At 57.1% G+C, this 20,325-nt stretch carries 19 protein-coding genes and 2 pseudogenes; 6 read left to right on the plus strand and 15 right to left on the minus strand.

Translation table 11 applies throughout. From position 1 onward, the window contains the following. Positions 1-323 (plus strand): transposase (locus tag ACIOWA_RS04280; protein ID WP_401158398.1); only part of this gene is annotated, 323 nt, incomplete at its 5' end. Positions 324-479: 156 nt separating this feature from the next. On the opposite strand, the gene ACIOWA_RS04285 is transcribed toward ACIOWA_RS04280, so the two are convergent. The 13 genes and pseudogenes from ACIOWA_RS04285 to ACIOWA_RS04345 all read right to left on the minus strand — a co-directional run bounded on the left by ACIOWA_RS04285 (position 480) and on the right by ACIOWA_RS04345 (position 12,850). After that, positions 480-974, minus strand: a complete 495-nt coding sequence (locus tag ACIOWA_RS04285) for a hypothetical protein (protein WP_401158401.1) — start codon at positions 972-974, stop codon at positions 480-482. A 128-nt stretch (positions 975-1,102) separates the two neighbouring features. Then, positions 1,103-1,234, minus strand: a pseudogene (locus ACIOWA_RS04290) (lysoplasmalogenase); the annotation flags it as partial. A gap of 2 nt (positions 1,235-1,236) precedes the next feature. Continuing rightward, a pseudogene (locus tag ACIOWA_RS04295) lies at positions 1,237-1,339 on the minus strand (carboxy-S-adenosyl-L-methionine synthase CmoA); the annotation flags it as partial. 121 nt (positions 1,340-1,460) lie between these two features. Next, positions 1,461-1,949, minus strand: coding sequence for a hypothetical protein (locus ACIOWA_RS04300; protein WP_401158403.1), 489 nt, complete (start codon positions 1,947-1,949; stop codon positions 1,461-1,463). A gap of 145 nt (positions 1,950-2,094) precedes the next feature. Beyond that, complete coding sequence (locus ACIOWA_RS04305; protein ID WP_339432853.1) at positions 2,095-2,730, minus strand: lysoplasmalogenase; 636 nt, start codon at positions 2,728-2,730, stop codon at positions 2,095-2,097. Between the two features lie 2 nt (positions 2,731-2,732). Then, positions 2,733-3,125: a protease inhibitor I42 family protein gene (locus ACIOWA_RS04310; RefSeq protein WP_339432854.1), complete on the minus strand. Its 393-nt coding sequence runs from the start codon at positions 3,123-3,125 to the stop codon at positions 2,733-2,735. A 131-nt stretch (positions 3,126-3,256) separates the two neighbouring features. Further along, a complete protein-coding gene (locus ACIOWA_RS04315; protein WP_401158406.1) occupies positions 3,257-3,676 on the minus strand; it encodes a hypothetical protein in 420 nt (139 codons plus the stop codon). Between the two features lie 281 nt (positions 3,677-3,957). Beyond that, a complete protein-coding gene (locus ACIOWA_RS04320) occupies positions 3,958-4,428 on the minus strand; it encodes a hypothetical protein (RefSeq protein ID WP_401158408.1) in 471 nt (156 codons plus the stop codon). 228 nt (positions 4,429-4,656) lie between these two features. Next, positions 4,657-7,074 (minus strand): endopeptidase La, encoded by a 2,418-nt coding sequence (gene lon, locus ACIOWA_RS04325; RefSeq protein WP_401158410.1) that lies wholly within the window; start codon positions 7,072-7,074, stop codon positions 4,657-4,659. A 536-nt stretch (positions 7,075-7,610) separates the two neighbouring features. Continuing rightward, a complete protein-coding gene (locus ACIOWA_RS04330; RefSeq protein ID WP_401158412.1) occupies positions 7,611-8,072 on the minus strand; it encodes a hypothetical protein in 462 nt (153 codons plus the stop codon). A 97-nt stretch (positions 8,073-8,169) separates the two neighbouring features. Beyond that, on the minus strand, positions 8,170-8,622 hold the full coding sequence (locus tag ACIOWA_RS04335; protein ID WP_401158414.1) for a hypothetical protein: 453 nt from the start codon (positions 8,620-8,622) through the stop codon (positions 8,170-8,172). 303 nt (positions 8,623-8,925) lie between these two features. Beyond that, complete coding sequence (locus ACIOWA_RS04340) at positions 8,926-11,337, minus strand: glucose/quinate/shikimate family membrane-bound PQQ-dependent dehydrogenase (RefSeq protein ID WP_339495828.1); 2,412 nt, start codon at positions 11,335-11,337, stop codon at positions 8,926-8,928. 151 nt (positions 11,338-11,488) lie between these two features. Continuing rightward, complete coding sequence (locus ACIOWA_RS04345; protein WP_401158416.1) at positions 11,489-12,850, minus strand: carbohydrate porin; 1,362 nt, start codon at positions 12,848-12,850, stop codon at positions 11,489-11,491. Between the two features lie 300 nt (positions 12,851-13,150). On the opposite strand from ACIOWA_RS04345, the gene ACIOWA_RS04350 reads away from it, so the two are divergent. Then, entirely contained in the window at positions 13,151-13,381 is a 231-nt protein-coding gene (locus tag ACIOWA_RS04350) for a VF530 family DNA-binding protein (protein ID WP_221732149.1), read from the plus strand. Position 13,382: 1 nt separating this feature from the next. Further along, entirely contained in the window at positions 13,383-14,015 is a 633-nt protein-coding gene (locus ACIOWA_RS04355; RefSeq protein ID WP_401158418.1) for a Pr6Pr family membrane protein, read from the plus strand. Between the two features lie 89 nt (positions 14,016-14,104). Here ACIOWA_RS04355 and ACIOWA_RS04360 read toward each other — a convergent pair whose 3' ends face one another. Together ACIOWA_RS04360 and ACIOWA_RS04365 are read right to left on the minus strand one after the other, a co-directional pair. Further along, entirely contained in the window at positions 14,105-14,890 is a 786-nt protein-coding gene (locus ACIOWA_RS04360; RefSeq protein WP_401158420.1) for a siderophore-interacting protein, read from the minus strand. Continuing rightward, entirely contained in the window at positions 14,887-15,453 is a 567-nt protein-coding gene (locus ACIOWA_RS04365; RefSeq protein ID WP_221732146.1) for a PadR family transcriptional regulator, read from the minus strand. Before ACIOWA_RS04365 ends, ACIOWA_RS04360 begins: the two co-directional genes overlap by 4 nt. A gap of 498 nt (positions 15,454-15,951) precedes the next feature. On the opposite strand from ACIOWA_RS04365, the gene ACIOWA_RS04370 reads away from it, so the two are divergent. The 3 genes from ACIOWA_RS04370 (at position 15,952) to ACIOWA_RS04380 (ending at position 20,294) form a co-directional block, all read left to right on the plus strand. After that, positions 15,952-16,443 (plus strand): CS1 type fimbrial major subunit, encoded by a 492-nt coding sequence (locus tag ACIOWA_RS04370; RefSeq protein WP_339432862.1) that lies wholly within the window; start codon positions 15,952-15,954, stop codon positions 16,441-16,443. A 108-nt stretch (positions 16,444-16,551) separates the two neighbouring features. After that, complete coding sequence (locus tag ACIOWA_RS04375) at positions 16,552-19,074, plus strand: TcfC E-set like domain-containing protein (RefSeq protein WP_401158422.1); 2,523 nt, start codon at positions 16,552-16,554, stop codon at positions 19,072-19,074. Between the two features lie 5 nt (positions 19,075-19,079). Next, a complete protein-coding gene (locus ACIOWA_RS04380; protein ID WP_401158424.1) occupies positions 19,080-20,294 on the plus strand; it encodes a hypothetical protein in 1,215 nt (404 codons plus the stop codon). Positions 20,295-20,325: the final 31 nt, after the last annotated feature.

Genomic DNA, 20,325 nt, shown 5'->3' on the forward strand with positions numbered 1-20,325 from the left:
GTTACACCGGCGTAGAGAAGCGCCCAGAACATGAAGGCCGTGAGGTGATCTGGCAGATCGCTGCCCGCCGCAGTACGTACAAAAAGTTGAGCAAGTGCAGCGCGTTGTACAAAGCCAAGCGCAAGATCGAGAAGGCCAAGGCGCAGGTTCGCGCCAAGGTTGAGCACCCGTTCCGGGTGATCAAGCGTCAGTTCGGTTATGTGAAGACGCGCTTTCGTGGCCTGGCCAAGAACACTGCGCAGTTGGTGACCCTGTTTGCTCTGTCGAACCTGTGGATGGCGCGCAGACATTTACTGACGAATGCGGGAGAGGTGCGTCTGTAATGAGGGGAATGGCCGCCGCGAGGTGCTCGCGGCGGCCAGAAGCACCGAAATGAGCGGGCAATCTGATCGTTTTTGATCGGTCTACCGCTTTCAAAATTGGATGAGGTTGAAGTTGGCCGGAAATACAGGGCTACTTCAGACCATCCTTAATGCGGATTACTGAGGTTGCAGTAAGACGATGTAAGTGGACTTGCCGGAAATTTTTAACTCTTGATTACGGTTGTTGACACCCTTGAAATCAAAGCCAATCTGGTAATGCAGTTTTTCTGAGGTCGCTTCGATTGCTTCTACCGTGAAGGTGCCGCTTTTCGCTACATATGAGTATGAGGTAATGAAACCAGGAATAGTTCCGGTTTCAAAATAATAGGAATGCTCGAAAGGAAAGCCTGGATCGCCAACTGGATAAGTGCCGGATTTAATCGCCTTATCGAATATAAGCACCAGACCCTTTTTAGTGCGATGTGAATAATCCTGAGTATTTGCGCGAGTCACCAAAGCGATCAGGTCGCTCGCGGTGTCGGCTTCAAATTGAACAATTTGGCTCTCAAATTTTACGCGGTCTGAGACCGTTGCATATGTTTCAGCACTGACTGTGATGATGGGTTCTGCAGTGTTGGCAGAATTTGAGTTTTTGCTTTTGAAGAAGCTCATGGGATCCATCCTTGTATTAAACGGTGAGTTGGGGACGCCATGGAATGCTAGGATGGGTCAAATAAACAAACCACTGTCAGATCTGACAGGTTTTTATAATGTTTCGAGATAGAAATTGCACTTTTTAGTTAAGGTGTTCCGAATAGTCGACGTGTTTTGCCAAACGCTGAGGCTGCAATACCCCATTGTCCCAACCAATAACTGATGATGATCACGTACGGCGCCCCGTGGAAGGGCGATACGAAACGATCAATGCCGATCCGTTGAAGGCGAGGTCAGGCACCTGGGCCAAAGGCTGGGCGAAAATGCGATCGGGGTCTTTGCTCACGGCGGTTTCCGGCGGTGTCGGTGGAAAAGGCCGGCATTTTAGCCAAAGTGGCGCGGGGGATGCTTGGGTTGTCTGATAAACCGTGGGAAAGCGCCTTGAGGAAGGCTGAATGACCGGGGCCGAAGCGTATGGTTTGGTCATTCATTATTTAAAGCTGATTACACAGGTCGCAGTAATACGATGTAAGTGGAGTCGCCCGCGATTCTCAGTTCCTGATTACGTGCATTGACACCCATGAAATTAAACTTAAATCGGTAATGTAGTTTCTCGGGAGTAGCCTGCATGACCTCTACAGTGAAAGTTCCGCTTTTTGCATAGTAGTTGAAAGAGGTAGTCGCGCCAGAGATGACCCCCGCTTCACCGTAATAGGCCTTCTGGAAAGGAAACTCAGGATCAGTAACAGAGTAGGTGCCAGGCTCAATGTTCCTATCGAACGTGAGCCCAATGCTTTTTGCACTTTGATAGGTGGGACCCCCGGCGTTTGCATGAGTCACCAGCGAAATCTGACTACTCGCAGGATTGGCGTGGAACTCAGCAAATTGGCTGTTGAATTCGACTCGGTCAGTGATCGTGGCAACTGTTACAGCGCTGACTGTGATGACGGTATCCTCAGCGTTGGCAGCCGTGGCGCGTTTGGAAAAACTCATGAGATGCTTCCTTGTATTCAACGGGTGGTCGGAGATGACCACTGAATACTAGGGGAAAGGAGAAAATCCGAACAACTGTCAGATCTGACAGTTGTTTATAACGGTTTGGAATTATTTGCGGAGTTTATAGATATAAATTTTTACTTTAACCGTCCTTCGTATTAAACGCCGAGGCGGCAATACACCATTGTCCCAACCAGTAGCTGAGGATGATCACGTAGGGGGCTGGGTGAAATGGCGACACGAAGCGATCTATGCCGATCACGCTGTCGGAGAACACGAACGCCAAGGCACCGGCGGCGGCCAACAATGCCGAGCGCTTGGGCACATCGGTGCCGAGGCGGGCGAGGGCGCGCCAGAGCATGGCGCTGATCGCGGTGCCGTAAACAATCACCGGCACCAGCAAAGGCCCCAGCCCACTGGAAATCAGAATCCCCAGCAGCACCGCGCCGACGGCGACAGCGAGCACCAACGGCAACAGCGCCAGACGTTTGCAGTCGCTGAGGTAAGCCTTGAGATAAGCCAGGTGCGCGACCAGAAATGCACCGAGGCCGAACACAAACAAATCACCCGGCCAGGCCAGCAACACATCACCGAGCAGAGAGAAAATCAGACCGAGGCTGATCCAGCGCCGATAGTCGCTGGGTGGCGCGTCGTGCAGCCAGCCGAGCAGCGCCAGCACCGGTAACGGTTTGACCAACAGGCAGAGCAGCGCCGCATGGGTGCTAAGGCCATAGAGGAAGGTCACCGCGCCCATCAGCGCCAGAATCAGCCAGCCCACGATCAGTTCACCGATATCGCACAGTCAAAGGTTTCCACCGGCAACACTTCTGGTGCCCAAGGCTGTTGCGACGTCAGGCGCAGGCGCCCGGTGCCGGCAGCGAACGCCTGGAAGCGCCAAGTGGAAAGCCCGGCTGCACCGACGACGCCGGCATCTTCGGGGTTGCTGTAAACCTCGGGGCTGAGCGCGCGTAACACGCCACCGGCCGAATCCTGAATGGCCCAGCGATAACCGGTGGTCGGGTTGCTTGGCAGCATCACGATAAGGTTTTGCCCGATGGTGAGCCGCACGGGGCATTCGCTTTGTTTTTCCACGGTCACGTTATGTTTCGGCTGCGTGGCGCAAGCGGCCAGCAAGGAAAGGGCGAGGGGGACAAACAGGCGAGTGGGGGACATAAGATCGGCGGCTCCGGCGTTGGCGACGAACGGCGAGCATAACTGAAGGGCTAATGAGTTGCTAAACGCGATCGCCTGCCGCGTTTTGCAGCAGGCTGGTTGAGGGGGCGGGGCAAAATGCCTATTTTTTATTACCCCTCCAGATTGTAATAGCATTGAACTTCAAAGGATTCGTTGTTCATAGTGAAATTTATTGCAAAATTTCCACTGTAATGAAAGTTACCTTGTGTCACTACAGTGACACTGCCCTCGACGGGAGTGGCATGGAATGCGATGCCATTTACCAAGCCATAATATTCGACAGTTATATGTTCATGTGGGTATTCATACTTGCCGGGGGGCAAGAGATCTGAAGAATCATTGCCGGGTATGCGGTCGCGGAAGTGTATGTCGATCGAAGTCGTATTAAAGTTTTCGGTGGAATGCGTTCCTCTGAGCCTCATTCCACTCCTTGGTAAAACGTAGACGTTTGTAGCGACGAACTTTTCCGTTGAGTTGCTGAAAACGGCTTCTAATGTACCTGATGCCAATGTCGAGTCCGTAGTGTCCATGAGATTTCCTTGCGCCGTTTGATGGAACAGGAAGTTTTGCCTTAATTCATCGCGCTGGATACTGTAAAAGCTGACAGGTTTTTATTCTAATTTAAGATAGGTTTCCTCTGATTCTGGCATAACCATTAGCATTGCCAAACGCGTGCGTCGACAATGCTAATGTTGGCTTCTTTTAGCACAAGATGTCCGCCATACCCGCAAACCACTGGCTAAGTCCAAGGTAATGCCTTCCTTCAGAGGGGCCGGCATGTTGCCGCGGTTCGAACACCCGAAAGATCGAATTAAATGGGGAGAGTCATTTCATTGACCAGAAACGAGCCCTTTCCACTCACCACGCGAGCTTCATCGCCCAAGTCAGCTTTTGCAGTGAATTTGAAAGCCGTGACCACGAACTTGTGTTTGTTTGGTGAGATTTGCGTTTTTTCTACAGTCAGTTTGCTATCGATGATTTCGAATTGATGAGGACGTAATTCCTGTTGGAAAGTGCCAACGTCTACTGTTTCGGAATAATCAGAGATCGTCAAATCACCATTGGCTTTCCCAAAAGTGAATACCACCCTCCTCTCGGAACTGAGGCCTTTATCTTTAAAACAAATCAGGTGAAACCCTGGCCGGAATAAATCGGAGTGGTAGTCGAGCGCCTGAGTGGTGAAGCTTGTGAGGTTGTCCGATGCTCCTTCGGTCACGTCCTTGGTGATAATAGTGAACTCGCCATCAATGAAAACCGCTTTTTTTTCAGTACGATTTGCCATGAATATTGCCTCTGCCTGTTGACGGAGCAAGCAGTGTGGACGAGCGGGTGAAATCTGGGACCTGTTACATTTGACAGTTTTTTATACTATTTTGACTTGGTTTTTTTTCGGCTGCTTCTACCTGGTTATAAAGGCGAGAATAATAAGCCCGCGTTCCGACAGTAAAGTTGTTGATACTGGGAACGCGGGCTAATTCCGATTAAGCCCTGGAGCAGAGGAAGGTGGATGTTAGAACAATACCTTCGCCACATCCGCAAACCGCTTGGCGAAGTGCACGGTGATGCCTTCCTTCAAGTAGTCCGGCAGTTCCTCGAAGTTGCCACGGTTCGGCTCCGGCAAGATCAGTTCGAAAATCTTCTGTCTTCTTGCCGCAATTACCTTCTCGCGTACTCCGCCAATCGGCAGGACGTGCCCGGTCAGGGTCAGTTCACCGGTCATCGCCACGCCTTTTTTCGGCGCTTGATTGCGTGCGAGCGAGAGCAGGGCGCTGGCCATGGTCACGCCGGCGCTCGGGCCGTCCTTCGGTGTTGCGCCTTCCGGTACGTGCAGGTGAACGAAGGCTTCGTCGAAGAATTTCGGATCGCCGCCAAACGACTTCAGGTGCGAACTGACGTAGCTGTAGGCGATTTGCGCCGACTCCTTCATCACATCGCCCAGTTGCCCGGTGAGTTTGAAGCCGCGATTGAGCGTGTGAATTCGCGTGGCTTCGATCGGCAATGTGGCGCCGCCCATGCTGGTCCACGCCAGGCCGGTGATGACACCGGTGCCCGACAGCACCTGCTCATTACGGAACACCGGATGACCGAGCGAGGCTTCCAGGTCTTTGGGCCCGAGCTTGATTACCGCTTTGGGGTCGTCGATCAGTTTCATCACCGCTTTGCGCACCAGTTTGCCCAGTTGTTTTTCCAACTGACGCACCCCGGCTTCACGAGCGTAACCGTCGATCAAGGCCTTGAGCGCGCTGTCGCTGATGCTCAGGCTGCCCTTGGACACGCCAGCCTTCTCCAGCAGTTTCGGCCACAGGTGACGCTTGGCGATGGCGACTTTTTCTTCGGTGATGTAGCCCGACAGGCGAATCACTTCCATCCGGTCGAGCAGCGGGCCGGGAATCGAGTCGAGGGTGTTGGCAGTGCAGACGAACAGCACTTTCGACAGGTCCATGCGCAGGTCGAGGTAGTGGTCGAGGAATTCGACGTTCTGTTCCGGGTCGAGGGTTTCCAGCAGCGCCGAGGCCGGGTCGCCCTGGTAGCTCTGGCCCATCTTGTCGATCTCGTCGAGCATGATCACCGGGTTCATCACTTCGACGTCTTTGAGCGCCTGCACCAGTTTGCCCGGCTGCGCGCCAATGTAGGTGCGGCGGTGGCCCTTGATCTCGGCTTCGTCGCGCATGCCGCCGAGGCTGAAGCGGTAGAACGGTCGGCCGAGGGATTCGGCGATGGATTTGCCGACGCTGGTTTTACCCACGCCCGGTGGGCCGACCAGCAGCACGATGGAGCCGCTGATCTCGCCTTTATAAGCACCGACAGCGAGGAACTCGAGGATGCGATCCTTGATGTCGTCGAGGCCGGCATGGTGTTTGTCGAGCACTTTGCGCGCGTGCTTGAGGTCGAGTTTGTCCTCGCCGTACACACCCCAAGGCACCGAGGTCGCCCAGTCGAGGTAGTTGCGGGTGACCGCGTACTCAGGCGAGCCGGTTTCGAGGATCGACAGTTTGTGCATTTCTTCTTCGAGGCGTTTCTGCACCAGCGCCGGCAGGACTTTGCCTTCCAGGCGTTGCTCGAACTGTTCGAGGTCGGCGCTGCGGTCGTCCTTGGTCAGGCCCAGTTCCTGCTGGATGACCTTGAGTTGTTCCTTGAGGAAGAACTCGCGCTGATGTTCGCCGATCTTGCGGTTAACTTCCGCCGAGATTTCTTTTTGCAGGCGCGCGACTTCGACTTCCTTGCGCAGCATCGGCAGGACTTTTTCCATGCGCTTGAGCATGGGCACGCAGTCGAGCACTTCTTGCAGTTCGGGGCCGGTGGCCGAGGTCAGGGCGGCGGCGAAGTCGGTCAGTGGCGACGGATCGTTGGGGCTGAAGCGGTTGAGGTAGTTTTTCAGCTCTTCGCTGTACAGCGGGTTGAGCGGCAGCAGTTCCTTGATCGCGTTGATCAGCGCCATGCCGTAGGCCTTGACCTCGTCGGTCGGCTCGGTGGGCTGATGCGGGTATTCGACTTCGACCAGGTACGGCGGGCGGTGGTGTTTGAGCCAGGTTTTGATGCGCACACGGCTCAGGCCTTGGGCGACGAACTGGAGTTTGCCGTTCTCACGGCTGGCGTGGTGCACCTTGACCAGCGTGCCGTACTCGGGGAGGGCCTGGGTGTTGAAGTGGCGCGGGTCTTCCTGGGGGGAGTCCATGAAGAACAGGGCCAGGGAGTGATGTTCGGATTTGCTGACCAGTTCGAGGGTTTCGGCCCAGGGCTCTTCGTTGACGATGACCGGCAGCACTTGGGCCGGGAAGAATGGGCGGTTGTGGATCGGGATGATGTAGACCTTGTCCGGCAGGTTCTGGCCGGGCAGGGCCAGGCCTTTGCCGGCGGCGTGGTGCTCGATGTGGTCGGTTTCGGTGAAGTCTTCTGGGATGTCCGGGAATTCTTGCTGGTCGCTCATGGGGCACCTGCGCAATGGGGTATGGGTCTTAGATGGGGCAGGGCTTGGGTGGTTTCAATGGGGGCTGGTGTTTCTGCTTGTGTGTTCAGGGTTTTGACAGGGTTGGCATTTTTGACTTGGCGGCCTTTGGGCCGACCAAGTTATTGGGGGGATATCCGTTTCTGCGGGTGTTGCCACTGGCGGTTTCGCTCCTACAGCGAGTCACCTTTTCAAAACGCCGAAAAGGTAACCCAAAAGGCTTTACCCTGACGTACGGCCCTCGCTGTGGCTCGGGTTCCTTCGTTGCGACGGGCCTTGAGATCAAGAGCCTTGCTCGAGCTAACGCTCATTGTGTTGAGTGGGGCGGCATGCGCCGCGTTTGGGGTGTACTTGTTTTTTGTGGGAGCTGGCTTGCCGGCGATGGCGGCCTGATAGCTGACCAAGCTCTGGCAGGTAGCACGCATCCAAACTGTTGGAGCTAGCCTGCTCGCTGATCTGGTTTTCTGCCTGGATGCGTTTAAATCAAACCACGAGGGCTTGCTGACGAACGCGATCCGTTACCCTTCAATTTGTTCCAGGTCAGAGACGTCGATATTACCGACCACTTGATGTCGGCGATGGGTATCGAAATTCGTAAAAGTGAAGTTGAACGAGGCCTTGAAGGTTCCTTTGTTTATATCGAATTCTGATATTTCAAGATGCCCAGCGCGTTTATCACTGCTATAGCCTTTGGTGTGGCTACCTACTGTATATGAGAAGGAGGGCGGAACAGGAAGATTGTCTGGATGAAATTCATGCCGCCCCTGTTTGATGTCCGCTGCAAAGTCGAGCTGTATGCAAAAGGAAACGGTAGGGGAGTCCAGGTGTTTCGCATATAACGCAACCTTTTTTCCATCAGTGACAAATACAGTGGGTTGCCCTTTAAAACTGCTGATGATGTAGTTGTTGTGAATCGTAGCAGTCAGCTTGCCAGTTCCGGATTTCATGGCATTGTTCAATTGCAAGTCGTTAATTGACATGTTTTTGTCCTTCAAGTGAGTGAGATGAGCCAGCTCATTGTCCATTTGGCCGGGCAGCAAATGCAGGATCAACTCGATTGCAGATCTGATCAGTGTTTCAGACAGGCCACGTCAGTTCCTGCAGCAGAAAGAACCCGCTACCAGTGAGTTCACGCGTTTCTTCACCGTGGAGTGCCTTTGCGGAAAGTTTGAATCCATCGAGCGAGTATCGGTACAGGTTTGGATTGAGTTGGGTTACAACAATGGCTGAAGTGGTTGTCAGGTCATATTGATAAGTCTGGATACCCCGTGCGGTGACAACGCTTTCAGAGTAGCCAGAGATAGTGGGGGTCAGCAGCTTGCGAAGTGAGATCGAGACGGTTCTTTTGCTCGACAAAGTCCAGTTTTCCTGGAAAGAAAAATCGTATCCGCTCAACGGATTGAAAGACACAGATGTGGCTGTTGTCGTGTAACTGGCCAGATTGACCGGCGTACCGCCGATGGTGCCTTTTACTTCAATCGTGAGAGAGCCATTTGCGAAGACTGCTGGCGATGCCTTTGGATTTGTCATGGAGGCTTCCTTTGAATGATTCAGTTGGAGAAGGAAGTCTGAGAAAAAGGATAAAAACGGTGAACTGTCATATCTGACAGTTTTTTATACCGTTTTGCGATGGTTTTTATTGAGAGCGGTTATATAGGGGCAGATGATGACGCTTGGGCATACCTGCTCGCGAAAGCGCTGTGTCAGGCGCCATAAGCTAGATGGGCTGACGCCTTCGCGAGCAGGCTCGCTCCCGCTAGGGGGTTAAATGGCGTGCACAAAAAAGGCGATGTCCCTCACGAGACATCGCCTTTGTTTTACCGCCGATAAAACTTATTCCGGCAGTTTGTACGCAATCACATAGTCACCCATCTTGGTGCCCAGCGAGCCGTGGCCGCCGACAACCAGCAGGACGTATTGTTTGCCGTCCTTGCCGGTGTAGGTCATCGGAGTCGCTTGACCACCTGCTGGCAGACGCGCTTTCCACAACTCTTTACCGGAGTTGACGTCGTAGGCGCGCAGGTACTGGTCGAGGGTGCCGCTGAGGAAGCCGACGCCGCCGGCCGTCACGATCGAGCCGCCCATGCTGGGCACGCCGAGGGTGAAGCCGATCGGGATGGGCGAGCTGTCGCGGCTGGTGCCGTTCTTGCGTTTCCACACGACTTTGCCGGTGGTCAGGTCGATACCGGCGACGTAGCCCCAGGCCGGAGCCTGGCACGGTACGCCGAGGGGCGACATGAACGGGTGCATGATCACCGCGTAAGGCGCGCCGGTGTTCGGTTGCACGCCGGCGGTTTCGCTCTCGCGTTTGCTGCCGGCGGCGACTTGCGCGCGTGGCACCATTTTCGAAACGAAGGCCATGTAGTTCGGGCTGGTGAAGAGCATCTGGCGAACCGGATCGACCGACACGCCGCCCCAGTTGAACACACCGACGTTACCCGGGTAGATCAGGCTGCCCTGTTCGGACGGCGGGGTGTACTGGCCTTCATAACGCAGTTCCTTGAACTGGATGCGGCACAGCATCTGGTCGAACGGGCTGGCGCCCCACATGGCTTTTTCGGTCAGTTCCGGGGCCAGCAGGTTGAGGTCCGAACGGGCCTGGGTCGGTGCGGTGTGGTCGCCTTTCACGGCGCCTTGCGGTACCGGGATTTCGCGGATCGGGATGATCGGCGTGCCGTCACGACGGTCGAGGACGTACAGGCTGCCCTGTTTGGTCGGAGCGATCAGCGCCGGTTTCACGCCGTCGGCGGTTTTCATGTCGAGCAGGGTTGGCTGGCTGCCAACGTCCATGTCCCACAGGTCATGGTGGGTGAACTGGTAGTTCCAGCGCACTTTACCGGTGGCCAGGTCCAGAGCAACGACACCGGCGCTGAATTTCTCGGCGCCCGGGGTGCGGTCAGCGCCCCATTGGTCTGGAGTCTGGTTGCCCAGTGGCAGGTAAACCATGCCGAGTTTTTCGTCGACACTGGCCAGCGACCACATGTTGGCCGAGTTGCGGCTGTAGGTTTCGCCTGGTGCCAAAGGTTCGGTGGCGTCTGGCTTGTCGCTGTCCCAGTTCCACACCAGGTGCCCGTCGCGCACGTCGAAGGCGCGGATCACGCCCGATGGCTCGTTGGTCGACTCGTTGTCGGTGACGTGACCGCCCATGATCACCAGATCACGGGTAATCGCGGCAGGAGAGGTGGAGTAGTAACCACCGGCGGTGAACGGGCCGATGCCTTGGGTCAGGTCAACCACACCGTTTTTACCGAAGCCTTCGCAGATTTTGCCGGTGTCGGCGTTCAGGGCGATCAGGCGCGCATCAGCGGTTGGCAGGTACAGACGACGCGGGCAGGCCTGGGCAACGGCTTTGCCGGCTTCGGAAATCACCGCCGAGGCTGCGTTTTCAGTTTTGGCGTAAGCCGCTTCGTCGTAGTACGACACGCCACGGCAAGTCATGTGGGCGAAGCCTTTGAAGCCGACCGGGCTTTTGATCTGCGGGTCGAAGCGCCACAGTTCCTTGCCGGTGTCCGGATCCAGTGCCAGCACTTTGCTGTGCGCGGTGCAGGCATAGATCATGCCGTTGGCTTTGAGCGGGGTGTTTTCGTTGGTCAGCTCAACCGGGTCATCAGCGGTCGGCAGGTCGCCGGTCTGGATGCGCCAGGCTTCTTGCAGCTTGCCGACGTTGGCCGGGGTGATCTGCTTCAACGGCGAGTAACGATCACCGAATTCGCTGCGGCCGTAGGCCTGCCAGTCGCCATCAGGCATGGCTGGCGCGGTGCTGGTCATGTCGGCAGTGTCGCGGCCCAGTTCGCCGAAGGTTTCGCCCGGGTGGGTGAACAGGCTGGCCAGAGCGGTGACGCCGGCCAGAACCACGGCCACGGTCAAACCGCCGGTGCCCATCGGCGCAGGGCCTGCGAGCAGCAATGGACGACGCAACCACGGCAGCAGCATCACGAAGCCCAGAACAAACCACAGCGCCAGACGCGGCACCAGTTGCCACCAGTCCAGACCGACTTCCCACAAGGCCCAAACAGTGCTGGCGAACAGCACGATGGCGTACAGGCCCAGCGCTGCGCGACGTCGCAGCAGCATCAGAATGCCGGTCAGGGCGATGCCGATACCGGCCAGCAGGTAGTAAAGCGAGCCGCCCAGCATGCTCAGTTTGACTCCCCCGGCCAGCATGGCCAGGCCCATCAGTAGAAGCAGAATGCCGAGCAGGCTCGGTAGCAGACGGCCTCGACTCGAAGCACTTTCGGTGCTCATAGTGTGAATCTCCGTGACGTTTATGTAGTCCCGCGCTGTAGTCACTTTAGATGACGATTGGACGTGGGCATGGTTCAGATAAAAACTTGTCTGGCTAACTATTTTTTTCTGTGGGAGCAAAACCCCTCCCACAGGGGTACAGCGGTGTCGGTTAGAACGAGGACTGGATCTTGATTCCGCCGATCAGGGCGTCATCGACCTTGTCCACGCCACCCGGGTGGCGGATGTATTGCAGGTTCGGGCGTACGGTCAGCCAGTTCGTTACATGCACGCCGTAATACAGTTCGGCGCTGTATTCGGTGTCCTGCGGCGGCAGGAACGACGGGTCGTCGTAGTCGTAGACGGCGTTGGCGCGGTTGCTTGCTTCGGCGTTTTTACGCAAGGCCGGGTTGACGTGTACGCGGGCGAGGGCGAAACCGATGTCATCCTTGGCGCGCGCATCGAACGGGCCTTTGTAGGTGAGGCCGGCCTGCACGTAGTTGTCGATGGCGTTGGTTTTCTTGTCGTGCATCGTGCCGTTGGCGAACACGCTCAAGCCGCGGCTGTTATCGCTGGCCATGCTGGTGATTTGCTGTTGAACACCCAGCCACACGCCGTGTTTGCTCGACGCGCTGCGGTAGGCTTGGCCGCTGAGGGCCGCCGGTTGGCCATGGTTGTCTTTGTAGACGTCGGTGGCGTTGGCGTTGCTGTAGTAGTAACCGGCGCGGTATTCGCCCGGCAGGCCGTTGAGTTTCGGCGTCCACACCAGTTCAATCGGCAGGATCGCGCCTTGGGTGCCGCTGCCGCTGAGTTTGAAGCCGTTGCCGCGGTCGAGGTTCGACGGGTTCTGCTCGTAGGCGCCGACCTGTGCGTACAGCTCCGGCGTCAGGTGATATTTGACGCGCAAGGCCCACTGGCTGACCGGCCAGTTGTACCAGATGCCGCCGACCCAGTTGCCGACCTGCGAGCCGCAGAACGCCAGGTTCTGGAAGTCGCACGGGAAGCTGTTGAAGTCTTCGCCTTCGCCGAAACGACCGATCTTGATGTCGAGTTTCTGATCGAAGAATTTCTGCTGATACCACATCTGCGTCAGGCGCGTGGTCTGGCCACGGCCCCAGACTTCCTGAGCCGAGGTGAAGCCACCGACACGTGGATCGTTGATGCGGTCGTTGCTGATGTTGTTGCCGTTGCGTTTGGTAATGGTCAGCTGAAACTCGGTGTCGTCCCAGCCGAGGATTTTTTGCAGGTCCAGGTGCGTGCCCAAGCCGAACTGATCGCTGTAGCGCGCGGTACGGTCGTGGTCGTAGCCGCCGTGCAGGTTGCTGCCCATTTCACCGGTGTAATCGAGCTTGAAGTCGTAGCCTTTTTCCGAGAGTTCTGTGCGCGTGCCGTTCCAGTCACCGAGCATGTAAGGTGATTCACTGTCGAACGCGGGAGCCGCTTGGGCGCAGGTGGCGAGGCCAAGGGCCGTGCAGCCGCCGATCAGGCGCAGGGATGAGATAGCGCTGTCTCGGAAAAACGGAAAATCGGGCATAAAGGGGTCTTTCTTGATCTTTTTTGGGGGATGAGCTGAGCGCTACGATTTGACGCAGGCAGTGAAGCGATTCAGCGGAAGGGCGGCAGGATAATGATCTGTAACAAAAAGACAAAGGGGTTTTGTTGACATGGATCGTTTCCGATTCGGTAACAGTGCGTCAAACGGGCGCATGGCGAGTCAGGTCAAAGGCTGCGATCTTCTCGGGTTGGCCTACATTTGAAGCAAGCCCTTCCACCCGAACACCCCCTCGGCTAAGGTGCGCGGCTTCTGCATATTCACTTCGTCCAAAGGCCTGGCATGAACGAACACTCCCCCGATCCGCTGCACGGCGTGACCCTCGAACACATCCTCACGGCGCTGGTGGCCCACTACGAATGGTCGGGGCTGGCCGAACGCATCGACATTCGTTGTTTCAAGAGCGATCCGAGCATCAAGTCGAGCCTGACGTTTTTGCGTAAAACACCGTGGGCCCGAGAGAAGGTCGAGCGCCTGTACGTCAAGCTTGCGCGTACCAAGCGACCGCTCTGAGATGAACGCCTCGTTGCAGCGACGTCTGATCATTTTCGCTGCCATCCTCGGCTGGGCGGGGTTGGGCCTTCAGCTCTATCTGATTTTCTTCGCCCGTTTGAGCGTCAATGCCGGTTTGCTGGGTGGGCTGGTGAGTTTCTTCAGCTATTTCACGGTGCTGACCAACACGCTGGTGGCGACGGTGCTGACCTGTGCCGTCACGCCGCGTGACGGCGCCGCGCGTCGCTGGTTTCTGCAACCCTGGGTGAGCAGCGCAGTGGCAGTGAGCATCGCCGTGGTTGGCCTCGCCTACAGCCTGTTGCTGCGGCATTTATGGCACCCCGAAGGTTGGCAATTGATCGCTGACGAATTGCTCCACGACGTCATGCCGCTAGTGTTTCTGGGCTATTGGTGGTTTTGCGTGCCGAAGGGCACGTTGCGTTTGTGGCATCTGCCGTTGTGGCTGATTTACCCGCTGGTGTATTTCATTTACGCCTTGCTGCGCGGGCATTTGCTGGGCGCGTATGCGTACCCGTTCATTGATGTCGCGGTGTTGGGTTATCCACAGGTGTTCCTCAATGCCGGGGGGATTTTGGTGGGGTTTGTGGTGACTGGGTTGGCGGTGATCGGCATCGACCGCTGGCGAGCACGGTAGGTGCGAGCCTGCTCGCGATCGCGGTGAATCAGTCACTGTTTTATTGACTGACGCTGCGCCTTCGCGGGCAAGCCCCACACAGGGCGATGTCACTCTTCTTCAGAACCCTCGGCGCGCCAGTAGCCGACGGCTTTCACCAGCTTCTCGTCCAGCCCGTGCTCATCAAGCAGCACCCGGCGGATCTGCCTTGAGACCTTGGTCTGCGTCGCTACCCACGCATACAGATTGCCCTTGGGCACCTGCAATTGCTGGACGGTGGTTATCAGGTTGTCCTTGCCGCCCTCACGCAGTACCCAGATCACATTGACCTGCGCGGGGCTTTCCAGCACTTGTTGCTCACTGCCGTTTTCCACTTCGATCACCACCAGCGCCTTGCGATTGGCTGCCAGGCCTTCTAGGCGGCGGGCGATGGCGGGCAGGGCGGTTTCGTCGCCGATCAGCAGGTAGCTGTCGAAGATGTCCGGCACGATCATCGAACCGCGCGGCCCGCCGATGTGCAGGTACTGCCCGGGTACAGCCTGTTCGGCCCAGGTCGAGGCAGGGCCGTCGCCGTGCAGGACGAAGTCGATGTCCAGTTCCAGTGTGTCGGGGTCATAGCGGCGCGGGGTGTAGTCGCGCATCTCGGGCATCGGGCCGTTGTCCTTGCCGGCGCCGAGTTCCAGGGTTTCCAGCGCCGCTGCTTGTTCGGCGGTCTGGGGGAACAACAGTTTGACGTGGTCGTCCGTGCCCAGGCTGATAAACCCGGCCAGTTCCGGCCCGCCCAGGGTGATGCGGCGCATGCGCGGGGTCAGGTTGACCACCCGTAGCACTTGCAATTTGCGACGTTTAATTTCGTGCATCACGCGGTGAATGGTTTGCGTATCGACTGCGGTCATTCGGCTTTCTCCGGGGCAAGTTGAACGGCAGGGCCGTCGACGATGGCTTTGGCGGTGTCGTTGAGCAGGTCGCGCACGCGCAGGATTTCTTCCGGGCTCCAGCGTCCGTGGTGCAGTTGCAGGGCGTGGCGCAAGTTGTGCACCGCCTCGTGGATTTCCGGCGGGCGGTCATGCCCGCGCAACGAGCGCTTGCTGACGTCGATGCGCATGCGCACGCCATCGAGTGCAACGGCTTGCTCACTTAAAGACAAACGACCGGCGTCGGTCACGCTGTAACGTTTTTTTCCGGCTTCGGCGTCTCCCGCAATCAGGTCGCTTTCTTCCAGAAAGGTCAGGGTCGGATAGATCACACCGGGGCTCGGGCTGTAGGCGCCGTCGAACATGCCCTCTATCTGGCGAATCAGGTCGTAGCCGTGGCACGGCTGTTCGGCGATCAGCGCCAGCAGCAGCAATTTCAGATCGCCGGGGGCGAACACCCGTGGGCCACGGCCGCCGCGCTCACGACCGGGGCGCTTCTCGAAACCGTCGCGGCCGTCGCCGTGGTGGGAATGAGGGTCTCTCATTGCTGTCTTCTCTCGTCATGTTTAGATACAACTTAAGATATATCTTAATGATCGTGCAAGGCGTTTTTCCCAAGGTGACAGGTGTGTCTGACGAGCGGCTCTCATCCGGGAATGCAACAGGTCGAATGTTGATGCTTGCCCGGCGATCAATAACTTTGAAGTTAAAGTTAAGACTCTATTTAATCGAGTAACTATTCTAAAGTTCTAACTGAGCCCCGCTATATCTGGGCGATATTGCTGTATGGTTTTTTAACGTTATCTGTGTGTAGGTCGTAACTTACAGTCACTGTTTTGAATATCGTTTTTTTGTTCTTTTTTCTGGCGGGGCATGGGGTTGTTGAACTACGAACTTATAGGAAGTTACTTGCTTACTTTGCAGAGGGAACAGTCGATGATGCCCCGCATTGAAAGTTCAAGTTGATCTGGCTCAACTCCCGTGACGTTTGATTTGAACTTTCAATCCACTCCTTCTCAATAAAGAAAACAAGGTACTGAACGATGTTCAAGAAAATCGCAATCGCCGCTCCTTTGGCTCTTCTGGCACTCGGTTCATCGGGAGCGTTCGCCGCCGGTGAAGCTGCTCACTCCATCAGCATCGTCGCTCACGTGCCGACCAACGGCTTCTATGTCGTGCCGACCAATCCTGATCTGGTCAACAAGGATCAGGACATGAGCTATCAGCCAACTACCGGCAAGATGGGCGAAGTCAACGGTTTCTTCGATGTGCGCAACAACAACGGTTCGGTTCACGCGAGTGTAGACAGCGTGCCAAAACTGATCTCGGGCTCCAATGAGATCGCGCTTAAAGTCGAAGTCAATAACAAGACCCTGACCACCACCCCTCAGGAAGTTGTCGGTGAGGCAGAGTCGGACGTGAACTATCGTGCGCCGATCAAAATCAGTGCCATCGGTACAGCTTTCAACCCTGGCGACTACACCGGTGTTGTGGCAATGACCTTTGATGCCGTGCCACCGGTCGGTACGCCTTGATCGAGCGACCCGGCAACCGGCGCTGAGTTCTCCACAGCGCTGACCGACGGGGCAAGCCACTGGGGTTGTCCCGTCGGACTTCATCATTCGTAATCAGAGTAAGAGTTCATGTTCCCGATGACACCCATCGCGGCTGCGCTTGCGCTGTTGTTTTGTGCCAGCGTAGCCGTGGCTTCCAATTCCGCCGGCACGACGCCGCGAAGTCTGTTGGCCCAGGCCAAAGGCCTGCCGGCGGATTTCGAAGAGCATTTCTTTGATGTGCCTCTGGCTGTTCGGGCTGAACTCGATCGCCAGCCGTTGGGCGAAGCCATGGTGGTGTTGTCCCGCGACGACCGCATTACCTTGCTTGAATTCACCGACACCAGCGAGAACCGTTTCGGCCCTGCCGAGCGGGAAAAATGGGCGAGTTTTCTCAAGCCCGGCGTGCCTCTGGGCAACTGCGTCGGTTCCTGTCCGGATCAGGTGCTGGCCGTGCATTACAACCTGGAAAATTCGTTGGTCTCGATCCTCACCGAAAATGCCGAGCGCGACGTTGAAGCCAAGCGTTATTACGAACAGCCCAAAGACGGCAGTAACGGTTTGATGGTGCGCAATCAGCTCAACCTCAATGGCGGTCAGGGTCAGGATCTGGGCGGACGTTTCGGTCTTGAGGCCAGCAGCAGTCTGGGCAACTGGAGCCAGACGCTGAACCTGCAACTGGCGCGCCTCGGCGGGCCGGACGACAAGCTTTACCACTCTCTACACGAATTCCACACACAGCGCGAATTGCAAGGCAGTTTTTTTCGACTGGGCTATTTCACCCCCAATTCCGAAGGGTTGACCCGCCAGCCGCGTACGTTCGGCAACAGCCCAGACACGGCCGTCGGCGTGATGTACGGCAGCTCCGACAGTCTGGCGATCAACAGCCCGATGCCCAGCGTCTATCCGATCTACGTCACCGCCAACCGCCAGGGGTCGGTGGAGATCTATCGCGATGGCTTGCTGATCAACACGCAATCGGTGCCCGCCGGTTTGCAAACACTCGACACCCGGCCCTTGCCCGGCGGCATCTATGAAGTGGAAGTGCGGCTGATCGAAGACGGCCAGATCACCTCCACCACTCAGGAGCTGGTGTACAAGCCCAACAACTGGCGCAACCTCGATGAGCGCTGGCGCTATAACGTGTTTGCCGGTGAGGAAAGCAAGCTGCTGAGCAACTGGGACACCCAGTCCAGCGGCAGCCCCACGGCTGGCGCGGCGGTCAACTACCTGATGCACCCGCGGGTGATTCTCGGGCTGTCGGCGCGCCAGATCCGCGAAAAACTGCAGTACGGCACGTCCATCGACTGGACGCTGGCCAATCACATCAGCGTGTACGCCAACGTTTACAAGACCGAGGACTACGGCACGGGCCTGGATCTGCAAAGTCTATACAGCTACGGGGCCGGCAGTGTGGTGGCCAGCCACAGCCGCAGTTGGCTCGACACCACCAACACCTACGACACGCTGCCGGACGGCACGCGGGTTCGCCCACGCAACGTGTTTATCGGCCAGACCAGCAACTCGTCACTGGCAGTCAACCATCGGGTCAGCAGCAAGAGTTCGCTCAACGCCAGGGTCTCCCACAGTGAGGGGAACGTTGAGGGCATCGGACTGGATATGGGCTGGACGCAACGCACCGAACTGTTTGGCAGCGACGCCAGTTGGCGCTTGTCGCTGTTTGATCGCCCGGGCAGTTACAGCAGCGGCGATGCGCGCAATCGCGGGGTCGATCTGAGTGTCAATCTGGCGCTCGGTGCCCCCGGTCAGCAGATTACCGGCAGCATCGGTTCGCGCACGGCCCGTGACGGCAGCCGCGACAACAATGGCTCGATCGGTTGGCGCAAGGACCTGAAAGACCATGTGCTGCAAAGCGTGTCGGTGACGGCATTGACCGACACCTATGGCGTGGGGATGTCCAGCCTGGCGAACTTTCGTACCGACGCGGTCAGCGGCGACGGTTTCATTCAGCGTTCGTCCTATAGCGGTAATTTTACCGGTGGCCTCAACGTCGATAGCACGCTGGTGGTCGGCGGCCAGCAGATGCTCATGACCAGCCAGAGCGAAATGCGCGGGGCGGGGATGATCGTCGATGTTGAGTCGGACATCGATGACGTCATCTTGCGCGCCGACGATTACGTCGGCGGCAGCGCGGTATTGAAACCGGGGCGCAACTTCATTCCGATCACGGCCTACCAAAACAGCTCTGTGGGTTTCGATTTCGAAGGCAATCACGTCCCGGCAGCCACCATCGAGCCGGCGCGCACCCGTTATCACCTGAACAAGGGGGGGGTGGGTTACAGCAAGATCCGCGTGATGAAAACCCTGACCGTGCTCGGCCGTCTGGTCGACGGGCAAGGGCGGCCGCTCAAGGGGCACCATGTGATCAACCACGCCAGTCGCGGGGTGACGGAGGTGGACGGGTTTTTCTCGATGGAAATGAACGCCGGCTCGCCGACGCTGCAAGTGCGTCGCGATAACCAATTGCTCTGCCAGTTCCGGCTGGAAGAAAACCAGCATCGCCGCGAAAACAATGTGCTGATGATCGGCGATTTGCGCTGCACACCGGACACCCTGGCCGATGTGAACTCCACCGAACAGAAAGCGGGTTGATCCCTATGAAAAAATCCACATGCCTCTTGGGGTTGTGCGTGGCGCTGGCCCTGCCGGTGGTCGAGGCGGCCAGTCAGGAGATCCGGGCGTTGTTCCAGCCTGACCCGTCGCAGCCGCGCAAGAACGTGTTCCTCAACAAGACCGCCAACAGTGGGTACTGCGCCGACTACCCGGATCAATGTGCGGAAAACTCGATGTTCAGCATTCGATTACCGATCCGGTTCAATGCCCCTTTCACCCTCCCACCGAATTGGGGGATTGGAATAAAGGCGCCTGCCAACTGGCGCCCATTGACGGTGACCAATAGCGAGACGATGGAAACGGAAATCGTCGAAGTGCGTATCATCGGTGTCGGCTCCAACTATGTCCTGAGCCAGCCGGCCCACGAACTGGTCGGCGTGAGCGACGTACTGCTGGGCCATCAACTGCTCTGGGAAAGCAGCAGTTGGGTCAATGCGTCCCCGCCCTGCCAGTACAGCGGTGTCGGCGCTTACACTCCTGCCACCTACCGGTTTTTCTGGAAAACACCCGTCGAGGGATACTGCACCAAGAAGTCGTTGGCGACCATTCCATCCATCTACTTCGATACCCTCGACTTCGCTTATGAACTGCGCACACCCAATCCGTTGGGCATGTCATCGGGTCTGTACACCGGCTCACTGACCTACAGCCTGGGCAATGGCGGCGATTTCGATATAGGGGGCGGTTTTCAACCGGACGACTCCAGCCTGACCCTGGACTTCGTGCTGGACGTGCAGCACACCCTGAAGGTCGATCTGCCACCGGGTGGCGATAAAGTGGTGCTGGAACCCGAGGGAGGGTGGACGCGCTGGATCAACAGCGGGCACAAGCCATCCAGCATTTTCCGCGATCAACTGTTCTACATCTCTGCCTCGTCCCGGTTCAAAGTCATGATGCTGTGCAACTCCTACGGTGGTTCACGGTGCATCCTGCGCAGCCCGAATACCAATACCACCGAAGTTGAAACGTTCCTCACGTTGCCCCCCGGGATCAGTGGTCCCGGAGGCGGAGACGTCAATCGGGTCATGTTGCTTTACAACACATGGATCGGTCCCTTCCAGCCGCAGATCTACCTTGAGCGCAAGGCCGGTTCTTTGCGTTTTGCAATGCCCAAGGACGCCATCGACTTTGTCTTGCGACCCGGTGTGAATGACACCTTCACCGGCAACATCACCATCATCTGGGACTCGGAAGTGTGAGCACCTCCGGCAGGCGATTTTCATTTTTCAT

The organism is Pseudomonas sp. NPDC087614, from assembly GCF_044743485.1.
Classification (GTDB): Bacteria; Pseudomonadota; Gammaproteobacteria; order Pseudomonadales; family Pseudomonadaceae; genus Aquipseudomonas; species Aquipseudomonas baetica_A.